General features: G+C 58.1%; 11 protein-coding genes. 7 read left to right on the forward strand and 4 right to left on the reverse strand.

Annotation, left to right across the window (positions count from 1 at the left end):
- Positions 1-18 precede the first annotated feature (18 nt).
- Positions 19-939, reverse strand: a complete 921-nt coding sequence (locus AC2IBB_RS32555; protein ID WP_486330770.1) for a histone deacetylase family protein — start codon at positions 937-939, stop codon at positions 19-21.
- Between the two features lie 108 nt (positions 940-1,047).
- Between AC2IBB_RS32555 and trxC the strand changes: the two genes are divergently transcribed.
- On the forward strand, positions 1,048-1,482 hold the full coding sequence (gene trxC / locus AC2IBB_RS32560; RefSeq protein WP_486330771.1) for a thioredoxin TrxC: 435 nt from the start codon (positions 1,048-1,050) through the stop codon (positions 1,480-1,482).
- A gap of 157 nt (positions 1,483-1,639) precedes the next feature.
- On the opposite strand, the gene AC2IBB_RS32565 is transcribed toward trxC, so the two are convergent.
- Positions 1,640-1,813 (reverse strand): hypothetical protein, encoded by a 174-nt coding sequence (locus AC2IBB_RS32565; protein WP_486330772.1) that lies wholly within the window; start codon positions 1,811-1,813, stop codon positions 1,640-1,642.
- 479 nt (positions 1,814-2,292) lie between these two features.
- Between AC2IBB_RS32565 and AC2IBB_RS32570 the strand changes: the two genes are divergently transcribed.
- Positions 2,293-2,706, forward strand: coding sequence for a DUF6795 domain-containing protein (locus AC2IBB_RS32570; protein ID WP_486330773.1), 414 nt, complete (start codon positions 2,293-2,295; stop codon positions 2,704-2,706).
- Between the two features lie 44 nt (positions 2,707-2,750).
- The gene (locus tag AC2IBB_RS32575) at positions 2,751-3,908 is read left to right on the forward strand and encodes a lipase family protein (RefSeq protein WP_486330774.1); all 1,158 of its coding nucleotides are present in this window, start codon (positions 2,751-2,753) and stop codon (positions 3,906-3,908) included.
- On the opposite strand, the gene AC2IBB_RS32580 is transcribed toward AC2IBB_RS32575, so the two are convergent.
- The gene (locus AC2IBB_RS32580; RefSeq protein ID WP_486330775.1) at positions 3,905-4,258 is read right to left on the reverse strand and encodes a hypothetical protein; all 354 of its coding nucleotides are present in this window, start codon (positions 4,256-4,258) and stop codon (positions 3,905-3,907) included. The two genes, AC2IBB_RS32575 and AC2IBB_RS32580, sit on opposite strands and share 4 nt — an antisense overlap.
- Positions 4,259-4,472: 214 nt before the next feature.
- Here AC2IBB_RS32580 and AC2IBB_RS32585 point away from each other — a divergent pair, with 214 nt between their 5' ends.
- Entirely contained in the window at positions 4,473-5,372 is a 900-nt protein-coding gene (locus AC2IBB_RS32585; protein WP_486330776.1) for a carbohydrate kinase family protein, read from the forward strand.
- Here the strand turns inward: AC2IBB_RS32585 and AC2IBB_RS32590 are convergent.
- Positions 5,363-7,390 (reverse strand): TonB-dependent receptor domain-containing protein, encoded by a 2,028-nt coding sequence (locus AC2IBB_RS32590; protein WP_486330777.1) that lies wholly within the window; start codon positions 7,388-7,390, stop codon positions 5,363-5,365. The two genes, AC2IBB_RS32585 and AC2IBB_RS32590, sit on opposite strands and share 10 nt — an antisense overlap.
- 287 nt (positions 7,391-7,677) lie before the next feature.
- Between AC2IBB_RS32590 and AC2IBB_RS32595 the strand changes: the two genes are divergently transcribed.
- From AC2IBB_RS32595 to AC2IBB_RS32605, 3 genes are all read left to right on the forward strand, one after another.
- Positions 7,678-8,628, forward strand: coding sequence for a hypothetical protein (locus tag AC2IBB_RS32595; RefSeq protein WP_486330778.1), 951 nt, complete (start codon positions 7,678-7,680; stop codon positions 8,626-8,628).
- 349 nt (positions 8,629-8,977) lie between these two features.
- Positions 8,978-10,192, forward strand: coding sequence for an isochorismate synthase DhbC (gene dhbC, locus AC2IBB_RS32600; RefSeq protein ID WP_486330779.1), 1,215 nt, complete (start codon positions 8,978-8,980; stop codon positions 10,190-10,192).
- A complete protein-coding gene (locus AC2IBB_RS32605; protein ID WP_486330780.1) occupies positions 10,192-11,862 on the forward strand; it encodes a (2,3-dihydroxybenzoyl)adenylate synthase in 1,671 nt (556 codons plus the stop codon). The genes dhbC and AC2IBB_RS32605 overlap by 1 nt, the downstream gene beginning before the upstream one ends.
- Positions 11,863-11,892 lie beyond the last annotated feature (30 nt).

Consider the following 11,892-nt stretch of genomic DNA (forward strand, 5'->3'; position numbering starts at 1 on the left):
GGACGGCTTGGCCGTCCCCTATAACGCATACTCCTGATAAAGACGGTTGGCCACGCCATGTATAATGCCATGACGGGCGGCCAGACGTTTGCGGTCCTTGTCGTAGCCGCCGCCGATGACGCAGGCCACCGGCACATCGCGCTCCAGACACTGGCGGATGACATACTCATCCCGCTCCGCGATATCCGCGTCTTTGAGATGCAAATGCCCCAGCACATCATCGTCATGCACATCGACGCCGGCGTCGTACAGAACAAAGTCCGGCTGGGTCAGGTCGAAGATATAAGGCAGCCAATGCTCCATGGTCTGCATGTAGGCGCGACCGTCGGAGCCGCGATCCAGCTCGATATCGAAGTCGCTGTGCGCCTTGCGATAGGGGAAGTTCTGGCGGCAGTGGAACGAGCAGGTGAAGATGTCGGCGTCGTCCGTCAGAATGCGCGCGGTGCCGTCGCCCTGATGCACATCGCAGTCGATGATCAGCACCCGCGAGGCTTCACCCCCGCGCACCAATACCCGCGCCGCCACCGCCAGGTCGTTGAACACGCAAAAGCCGCTGCCGTGATCGTAATGCGCATGATGGGTGCCGCCCGCCAGGTGCGCCACCAACCCATATTTCAGCGCCAGTCGCGCAGTCAGCAAAGTGCCGCCCACCGCCCGGAAAGTCCGCGTGCAGACGCCTTCCGACCAGGGCAAACCAATCTGGCGCATGTGCTTGGGGGACAATTCGCCGTAACGAAAATCGCGCACGTAATCCGCGCAGTGCGCCAGGGCGATGTCTTCCTGAGTCGCCGCTTCCGGCGCAAACAGATTGGTGTCCGTCAGCACGCCCTCAGCGCGCAGAAACTCCGCCAACAAGCGAAACTTTTCCATGGGAAAACGATGACCGGCGGGAATTTCAGGACTGTATTCGGGGTGATAAACCAGCGGAACCTTTGCCATACAACCAATATCATCTCTTGCGGGCGGCGCATGCGCCCAAATCAACTTGAAACACTCTCGTCCCTCCCCCATCTAGCATGGAGTTCAAACATTCAGGGCGATAAAGAAATGAGCGATACATTACAGGTTGTCTGTCCCCATTGCGACACCACCAACCGGGTTCCCGCAGCCAAACTCACCGCCGGCGGCAAATGCGGCCGTTGCAAACAACCCTTGTTCGCAGGACATCCCGTCGCCCTCGGACAGAATAACTTCGGCAAACACCTGCAGACCAGCGACCTGCCTCTGCTGGTGGATTTCTGGGCGCCCTGGTGCGGCCCCTGCAAAATGTTTGCGCCGATTTTCGAGCAGGCCGCCGCGCAATTGGAGCCTGCAGTGCGTTGCGTGAAAGTGGATACGGAGAGCAACCCGCAACTGGCTCAACAATTCCAGATCCGCAGCATCCCCACCCTGGCGATCTTCAAGAAAGGCCAGGAAGTCGCCCGCATTTCCGGCGCACTACAAGGCCCACAACTGGTTCAATGGGTGCGGGAGAATTTGTAAGTCCCTTCTCTTACCCTCGCTCCTGTTGTCGGCGGGAGCGGTATTTTCTTATCAACGACACATGATTTCTGTATGAGTCGATTTGCCAGCGACAAGTAAAAGCTTGGCTCAAACATTCTTATTCATACGTTCACTTTATCTGATAACAGAAAGAGAGTTATTCAGAAGTTTTTTCTTGGTGCTGCTGGCTTTTCTTTTTTGCCCATTCAGCAGCTTCACGCCCTAAGCGCTTCAGTCCCTCAGTCGTGTCCAGCTCCCGCGCCCATTGCTCCATTTGAAACTCAGTCAGAGCACTATTAGACTTCTTTTTAGCCTCTTTCGTATCCGCCATTAGCCCCTCCAATAACAACACTACTTGCGTTCTCACATCTTAATCCAGTGATCCTTTCAAGCGTAACCCGGACTTTCGGGCTATTAATCTATACGCCAGCGCGAATCTTTCTGGCTAAGTTTTCTAGTTCGTTGTCCAGCAAAGAGGTTGCTTCTTCGCCTCTCTGAATTTGAAAAAACCTCTTGTCTAACTATTGATCTGACTGGCCAAAAAATATTTATTTTTTCATATTTCTGAAAAATCAATCAGTTATATTTTCTCGTAAAAAAATACGGAATATTTTGACGCATTTCATAAAAAGTCAGCGCTTACTATTGCATTGTCCCGCGGGAACGCATATCCAATGTTTGCTGGCTGTTTTATCGCCAGCGCACATTGAGAAACTAAACTAATAAGAAGAACACAGAGTCGTGACTACCAAAAATATTATCTGGATGGTTGCCGTTCTATCGATATGTCTGTCTAGTAAAGGATGGTCTATGTCTATTTTCGATATCGGAAAGGTCTGTCTCGCTTCAGAAATGTCGGCTGTCGTCACCCTCAACGGCGACCCTGTCGCCGGCGCCCAGGTGCAACGCACGCTGACTTGGGGGAGCGATGAAAACGCCGTCGAAGAAACCTCCACCGACGCCCAGGGCCGCTTCCAATTTCCCGCTTATTATTCCCGCACTGTATCCAAATACTTACCTGGTCAACCCGTCATCCATCAAAGAATGATCATTCGTCATGACGGTCAGGAATATCTCGCCTGGACGACCAGCAAATTAAGTTTCGATGAAGATTCCGAGCTCGGCAAAGGCGTCAAGATTCGTCTTAAGTGCGACCTCGCCGATGAGGAGTCCGTCAAGGAAGGTCGCTCCTATGTGGTCAAAGGCATATGCCAATTGGAATGACCGAATAACCAAAACAAAAGCAGTCATTACAGGGGAAATCAGTCGTGGCAGTTCTAACTCCATCTGAGGCGGCGTACGCTGCAGAGCGTTCGTACCGCATCATTCATGAACGAGACGTCAGTCTTTTCGGTAATAAACTGGCGGGGAAATTCGCCCTCAACAATGAGTCGCGCTTCGAAGGCGTCGCTGGCGCGTCCATTTTCAAGTATCAATCAGGATTCGGCCTCGCCGCCCGCGGCGTGAACGATATCTGCAACGAGTTCCGCGACGACGCATTCATCGTCACCCGCGGCACCGACGCCACCAACTTCCGGGACATACTGACCGACGCGCACACCTCCGTGCAGCGCTCCAGCAGCGGCAACTTCGTGCATACGGGATTCAACACCACGTTCAAATCCTTCGAACAGGATATGCGCAAGTTCTTCAACGGTTACAACCCGCGCCGTGTGCACTGTGTCGGACACAGCCTGGGCGGGGCGCTGGCGTCACTGATTGCGGAATGGCTGGTGGAGAACAACGTGGCGGAGCCGGTGCTGTACACCTTCGGCAGCCCACGGGTCGGCTCGTCCGGATTCGCTTCCAACCTCACCCGCCAGGTGAACGCTGCGAATATCTATCGCGTCGCTCACAGTACGGACCCTGTGCCCTGGATACCGACCTGGCCGTTCTATCACGTGCCCAACCCGGGGACGGAATGCTTCATCGATTGCGGGATGAACTTCGCCTCCAAGAACCACCTGATGGACCACTATATTGATTCCGTGGAAGGCAAAACCTGGGAATCCCTGAAAATCAGACAACCCAGCGCCAGCCTGACGGACGACGTGGAGAAGTGGCTGAAATCAGACGGCCCTATCTCTTTCACCGTCAACTCCTTCAAGATGATCAACAAAGCGCTGATCTGGATATTGAAGAAAGTGCTGCACGGCGCTGGTATCGTCATCAACGTCGCTCTGGCGGCGGGGCTGACCGTCATGGATCAGTTAGCGATGCTGCTGGATCAGGCGGTGCGCATGGGCAAAGAGATGGCGGGACTGGTGGAGCGTCTGATTCTGAAGATGCTCAACGCGGTGGGTTATGCGATTTCCAAAGTGGAAAGCATCACCGTGAATTTCCTGCGCTGGACCCTGAAGGTATTCACCTCCTTCATGTACAACCTGGCCCGCAGAGCGGCGGACGCCGTGCGCCTGAGACGCTAATCCGTCCGCGTTACCGATGCGTCCGTTCCTGGGGACGGGCGCGTTAACGCATACAGGCTGGCGTCCACTTTGCCGGCGTTGGCGTAGATGCGCAGGTTACCGCCCATGGCGTTTACTTCCGTGTTGGCGGGGTTCTGGTACAACGCCGCGCGAAACTGTGGGTATTGGATATCCGGGTCGCGCAAGAGCCCGTGACGAAGACAGAATTCGAATAATCCGGGAAGAGTAAACACCAACTCATCGCCTTCCTCCCGCAACAGGTCATCCGACTCCGCAATCCAGCCGGACAGGATGGCGTCTCCGTGCAGATAGCGGCTAAATATCGCCAAAATGTCAGAAAATAAGGCCATTTTCTCCCCTTTTCTCTCATCCTCTCGATGTCCGTTAATGACGCTCAGTTCCTCCCCCGCACTCCTCCGGCGAATCCCTGGCGACGAGGGAGCAGACCTGTCGTTTTTGCGGTTATTCTGCCCAAACACGGCGGCTATTTTGCCCAAAAGGCGAAGCCTTGTCCGCCAACGAATAATAACTCCACATTCCCTTTTACCTTCAGGCGGTAACCCTATGTCCAAATCCGTATTGGTCGTCGGCGGCGCATCTCTCAACACCTTGATTCATTTGGATAGCTTTCCCGATCCCAAGCCTCAGACCCTGCTCGCCAAAAACTGCTATCAGGCGGTCGGCGGCACTGGCGCCGGCAAGGCGTTTAATCTCAAGCAATTGGGCGTGGATGTGCGGCTGCATATGATTCTCGGCAAAGACGAAGCCGGCCACGCCATCCTGCGGGAATGTCGCCGTCGCGATCTGCCCTGTCTGGTGGAGCTGCTTGATGAACCCACGGAGCAGCACACCAACCTGATGGCCGCCGACGGCGGACGCATTTCCATCTTCACCCATCCTTCCCCGGACGAGGCGCCGCTGCACTGGAGCGAGCTGGACCCGGCGCTGAAGCAGTGCGATATCGCCGCCGTCAGCATTCTCAACTACACCCGGCCTGTGTTGACGCGAGCGCGGGAGCTGGGCAAACCGCTGTGGATTGATCTGCATGATTACGACGGCGTTAATCCCTATCACGATGAGTTTATTCAAGCGGCGGACGCGCTGTTTCTGTCCAGCGATAATTTTCCAGACTATCGCGCGTTCATGGCGCAGCAAGTGGCCGCCGGCAAGGACTTTGTCGTCTGCACCCATGGCGCGCGCGGCAGTACCGCCCTGGATGCGGCGGGGAACTGGTATGAGCAGGGAATCGCAGAGGGCTTTGAGCTGGTGGACAGCAACGGCGCCGGAGACGCGTTTTTCAGCGGTTATCTTTATGGCTATTGTCAGGGCTGGGACATGAATCGTCGGTTACGGGCGGGAGCCCTGGCGGCGGGGTTTTGCATTACGTCCAGCCAACTGGCGTCGGACCTGCTCTCAGCGGCGGCGCTGGAGCAGGACCACCTGTCCGCGCAGGATCAGAACTGAGCTTTCAAAGACAGGTAATAACGGCGGCCGTCTTCATTGATCTCATAGCTCTGCTCGCGATCCACCTGTTTGTCCGCCAGGTTCAGCACACCGGCGCCGACGGAGAAATGCTCGTTGATCGCGTACAGGGATTGCAGGTCGAAGGTGGCGTATTCCGGCAGCTTGATCAGCTCGGACCCATCGCGGGAAATGTAAGCGTACTGCTCGCCCACATAATTGCCAGTCAGCCCCAGATCCCATTGATCGCTGACGGACCAGCCCAGCTTCACCGTCCCGGAGTGACGCGGACGATACAGCAGAGGTTTGGCGTCCTGCCCCGCGCTGACGTCTTTGGCGTCCAGATAGGTATAGCTGGCGCGCACATCCAGGTCAGCGGTCAGGTTGTAACGGAATGAGGCCTCGACGCCTTCCGTCTTCACTTTGCTGACGTTCTGGTAGGCGAATATCGGGCGCCCGTCGGGCAGGAAGCCGACAAAGTTATCGAAGGTCGGCGCCAGGACCGGATCGCGTGTGCGGCTGGAAATGTCGATCATGTCCTCGATATCGTTGCGGAAAACGGTGAGCGAGCCGCCCCACTCTGAATAATCGAAGCGCACGCCAATTTCCTTGCTTTCGCTGGTTTCCGGCTTCAGTTCGTCGGAGCCGACGATATAACATCCCGCCGTGGCGCTGCCGCAGGAAGCGGAGCCCCAGTTCGGACTGTTCTGCAACAGCGTCGGAGCGCGAAACGCCTTGCCCCAGCCGCCTTTTATGCTGATTTCATCGCTCAGCAGATACACCAGATACGCCCGTGGGCTGTTGTGGTTGCCGAAGTTTTCGTGGTGATCCAGACGGTTGCCCAGAGTCAGCAACAGGTCGTCGCGCAACATGAACTCGTCTTCAATGAACAGCGCCTGCTGTCTGACATCAGTGGAATCGGATTCGCCGAAGGAATCCGTCCCTGGTCTGCCCGTCAGCGTAGAGGGATCTTTCAGTTTTTGATAACGCGCTTCCGCCCCCAGGGTCAGGGTTTGCGCCCAGGCGTCGATGGGCAGGGTCACACGGCCGTCGATGCTGGCGTTGTGCGCCTTGTTGGGGTTGGTCTGGCCACCGATATTGCCGGTGTTGTTCTCAATGCGATCACCATACACCTTGATTTCGGTATCGCCGAAGCTCCATTTGCCTTTGTGGGTCAGCGCCAGGCCGAGGCGGTCGAGATCCTGTTCATCGTGCTCCCGGGAGGAGCTTTCCAGCGCCAGACTGACATTCTGCGTATCGCTGGCGGCCCAGGTCAGTTCGCCGTTCAGCGCATGGTTGTCGTTCCTGGCGAACCCTTCCAGCGGTTCGCCGCCACTGTCCGGGTCTGGATTAACTTCGCCATCGGCCTCGCGGCGGTCCACGCTGCCGTATAGTTTCACGCCCAGGCTTTTCTCCGCCAGCGGACCGCTGACATAAAAGCCCAGCTTGCGACTGTCGCCGGCGGCGCTGTCTTCCTGTACAACCGTATCCACGGTGACGGAGCCATGCCACTGATCGCTCACCGGTTTGGTGATGATGTTAATCACCCCGCCGATAGCGTCGGAGCCATACAGCGAAGACATGGGACCGCGAATCACTTCGACTCTGTCGATGGCTTCGACGGGAATCCAGCCGGTGTCGAAGTCATTGCCGCGAAATACCGCCGAGGTGCTGTCCACGCGACGCCCATCGATCAGCATCAACACATAGGCGCGATCCAGACCACGCAACTGCAGGGTTCGGCGGTTGGCGTTCCCGCTCACAGTGACCCCTTCGATCTCTCCCAACGCATCCACCAGATCATGCACCGGTTTCGCCTGCAGTTCCTCGCCGCTGATAACACTGACGCTGGCCGGCGCTGTCGCTTCATCCTGGCCTTTGCCGGAGGCGGTCACCACCACCGGTTGCAATAACTGAGCGCCGCCCTGGGTTTCCGCCGCGGTGGCGGAAGCGGCGGCGAGACCGCAGGTTCCGTACAACGCCAGGGAGCGAACGAGCATACGATGAGAACTGTTTTTCATGACTGCTGTTACCGATAAAACTGAAATGGAATATTGCGAAGCAAACCGCGCCGGGCGCGTCTTCGGAGGCGACGTCGGAATGACAGCGGAAATCAGGTGATTCCAGAAATGGAAGTGCGTCAGAATCCGCAAGCGCTGCGGGAAGCGGAGTGACGGCGCGCTGTCCTTACGAGCGGGGCCAGACTATTGCAAATGAGAATCATTGTCAAATGACAAAAAATCGTCTTACGGGTAGACTCTTTTCTCCTGTAGAACAAGCGACTAGCCCCCAAGGTATCAGACGACTCGTGAATCCCTACGCCTCCACACTGCCTGTCCATGAACCCGCAACGCCTGCGTTGGCGGCGTTGCTGAGGCGACACCAGATCGTCGGAGTCGGCGACGCCCATGGCGTGGAGGCGATCCTGCAATGGCTTATCGACAGTTTGCTGCGTCCGGATATCGCGCCGTTAATGGACACCATCGTCGTCGAGTTCGCCGCCGCTCGCAGTCAGCCTCTGTTGGACGCCTATATCACCGGAGAACCGGGACTTGAGAGCAAAATCGACGCAGTTTGCGGCGATACCCTGCACTTTTGCGCCTGGTTCGCCGATGTTTATCGCCGCTTTTTTCAGGCGGTGCGACAGATCAATCAGCGTCAGCCCACGCCCCGTGTACGCGTACTGGCGGCGGACCCGCCCTTCGACTGGAGCGCTGTCGACGCTGGGCGCCAGTGGCGAGAGGCCAACCAGCGACGGGAAGCTCACTATCAGGCGTTGATAGAGCGGGAGGTCATTGCGCGCAATCGACGCGCGCTGCTGGTCTTTGGAGCGTTTCATTTGCTGCGCAATTGTCCTGCGGGCGGCCTGCAGGCATTGAACGGACCGCCCCTGGCCAGTCGTCTGCGCGGCGTCGAACCTGCGCACTGTTTCTATCTCTGGCCGCACTTTGGTCATCGGCCGGAGGTCGATGCGGTAAGGGAACGTGAAGGGTGGTCTGCGCCAGCGCTGGTGCGCACCAATCTCAGCGAGCTTGGCGCTTTGCCGTTTGGCGCGCTCAGCAACCGGGCTCCTTCTCTCGTCGAGAGACCTGTGCGGGAACTGTTCGACGGCTACCTGTTTCTCGGCTCAGTCCGTAAGCAGACCCATTTCCCTCATCAGAAAGACGATCCGGGCTGGCAGGCTGAAATACGCCGCCGCGCCAACCTGCTGCCAACACCAGATCGCGAGCGCTTTTTAGACGCCATCGCCGCAACATAGGACGCTCAAAAAACACTTCTCAGCCTGACTCGGTCAAACCATTCTTGCCGTCAGTGATGGCTGATCGCGACTAAGGATCTATTGCAAACAATAATCAATATCAAATAACATTGATTTTCTTTCGCAAAAGACGAATAGATCGTTCGCGCCCCATGCGACGCGCGCCGCTCCCTTCCAGCGGTACACAAACCAGACCCAGACTTGTCATTTTCCACTTCATGGGACAAGAAAATTTCTCTTCAAATGAGAATTATTTTCATTTAGATTATATTTTACATTTCTTAACGCGGGGCGGCTCACCTGTTCTGAGGAGCAGCCTGTCTGATAACCAGTCACCTAAGGAGCAGGCATGAATGACTTGACGTTGCATCTGGAACCACAGGCGGATGATCAAGCGTTTCTCCAATTGCTGAAAACACATCTGACGGAAACGCCTTTTTTCTTCTCCTCACCCCGGCAAACCCTGATGACCGCCGGCGTCTTCGCCCGTCTGGGCGCGGGAGACCTGAATGAAGCCATCCCCGCCGCCCTGCGCGAGGCCAGAGAGCAGGGAGTGGAAGATCCCATGGTGGTCGGCGCCGCTCCGTTCCTGCCAGGAGAAGCGCCCATGCTGACGGTGCCTACCCGTTCCTGGCGTCGTCGCGACGTGGTTTCCGGACGCACCGGCGTCATCACCGATTTCGGTTCTTATGAAGCGAAGGAAGTGCCTTCTGGCGCGGGCTACAAACAAAGCGTAAACAGTGCGCTGGAGCATATTCGTCGCGGCGACATCAGCAAGGTGGTGCTGGCGCGTTCTCTGGAGCTGCGCGCCGATCGTCCTATCGACATCGTGCAGTTGCTCACTAATCTGCGCCGCGCCAACCCGAAAGGGTATAACTTCGCCGCCAATCTGGCGGATGCGGCTCATCCCCGACGTTTTCTGGTGGGCGCCAGCCCAGAACTCTTGGTGTCGCGCAGCGGCATGCGCGTGTTCGCCAACCCGCTGGCGGGTTCCGTCGCGCGCAGCCCGGATCGCAGGGAAGACGCCCGTCGCGCCGGGGCGCTGCTGCAATCGGAAAAAGACCTGCATGAACATGCCGTGGTGATCGACGCCGTGGCCAAAGCGCTGGCGCCGTTCTGTCGCAATCTGGATGTGCCCAGCACGCCTTCACTGACGCAAACGCCGACCCTGTGGCACCTGTCCACGGAAATCACTGGCGAGCTGATCGATCCGGCCATTACTTCTTACGCTTTGGCGCAGGCGCTGCATCCCACGCCCGCCGTGTGCGGTTATCCCACAGAGCGCGCGCGGGAATTGATTGGTGAACTGGAGCCCTTTAACCGGGGCTTTTTCACAGGCATGGTCGGCTGGAGCGACGCCTCCGGCGACGGTGAATGGGCCGTCACCATCCGCTGTGCGGAAGTGGAAGACCGTCTGCTGCGTCTTTACGCTGGCGCCGGCGTGGTCGAAGGTTCCGACCCGCAGAAAGAGCTGGACGAGACCTCCACCAAGTTAAAAACCATGTTGAACGCCATCGGCCTCGACAGCCACGCCTCCACACCTGTCCGCGTGGAGATCGCCTGATGTCCGCGAGCATGGAGCAGCCGCAAATCGAACTGACGCCCTGGCCTGCCGCAGAGGCCGAACTGTATCGCGCCGCCGGCTACTGGACCGGCGACGACCTGGGAAGCATCCTGAGTTGCGGCGCTCAGGCGTTCGCAGATCGCACCGCGGTCATCGCCGGCGAGCGTTCCTGGACTTACAGCGATCTTAACGCCAGAGCGGATCAGTTGGCATCAGGATTAATTACCCTCGGAATTACTCCGGGTTCCAAGGTCGTGGTGCAACTGCCTAACATCGGCGAATTCGTTGAAGTGATTTTTGCGCTGTTTCGCCTGGGCGCAGCGCCGATCATGGCTCTGCCCACCCATCGCTACGCCGAGATCAGTTATTTTTGCGAATTCGCCGACGCCGTCGCCTATATCGCACCGGCTAAATCCGGCGGATTCGACTATCGCGACATCGGTAAAAAGTTGAAAGACGAAGGGCTCGTGCAACAGGTCATCATCGCCGGCGATGCAGGCGATTTCGTCCCTCTCGACGGCCTATATCAAGCGCCCGGCGGATTGCCGGAGATTGATCCGTCCGCCATCGCGCTGTTGCAGTTGTCCGGCGGCACCACCGGCATGTCCAAGCTGATCCCACGCACTCATGACGACTATCTGTACAGCGTGCGCGCCAGCGCCGAGATTTGCGAGCTGACGCCACAGACGGTGTATCTCTCCGTGCTGCCCGCCGCGCATAACTTCCCGCTCAGCTCCCCCGGCGTCCTGGGCGTCCTGTATGCGGGAGGAACCGTGGTGCTGTCCGAATCCGGCGCGCCGGACATCGCGTTTCCGTTGATCGCCCGCCATCGGGTCACCATGACCGCCATGGTGCCGCCGCTGGCCCTGGCCTGGATGACCGCCTGCGACAACCTGACGAAAGCCGGGTCTCCGCCGGATCTGTCCAGCCTGCAGGTATTGCAGGTGGGCGGCGCCAAGTTTACCGAAGAGGCCGCCCGCCGCGTCACGCCTGTCCTCGGCTGCAAGCTGCAGCAGGTGTTCGGTATGGCGGAAGGGTTGGTGAACTACACCCGCCTGGACGACGACATCGACACCGTCGTCACCACCCAGGGTCGCCCCATTTCGCCGGCGGATGAAGTGCGCATCGTGGACGAGGACGACCAGCCGGTAGCGCCCGGCGCCACCGGGTTGTTGCTGACCCGCGGCCCCTACACGATTCGCGGTTATTTCAAGGCGGCGGAGCATAACGCCAAATCCTTCACCGCTGACGGCTTCTATCGCACCGGCGATGTGGTGCGTCTGACTGACGCCGGTTATCTGGTGGTGGAAGGTCGCGCCAAAGACCAGATCAACCGGGGCGGCGAAAAAGTCGCCGCGGACGAGCTGGAGAACCATTTGCTGGCGCACCCGCTGGTGCATGACGCCGCCGTGGTGGCGATGCCGGACCCCTATCTTGGCGAGCGCACCTGCGCCTACGTCATTCCGCAGACGCATGCCGCCGCGCCGGGGCAACGCCCGCGCCCGCAGGATCTGCTCAAATTTCTGCGCGAGCGCGATCTCGCCGTGTTCAAGATCCCGGACCGCATCGAGTTCGTCGACGCCTTCCCCAAAACCCGCCTGGGCAAAGTGGACAAGAAAGCGTTGCGGCAGATGATCGCGGATAAGATCGCGCCGCCCACCATGGCTTAAACCAGAACAAGATTTAGGTTGATAAGGACC

Source organism: Hahella sp. NS-SX17 (assembly GCF_057367735.1).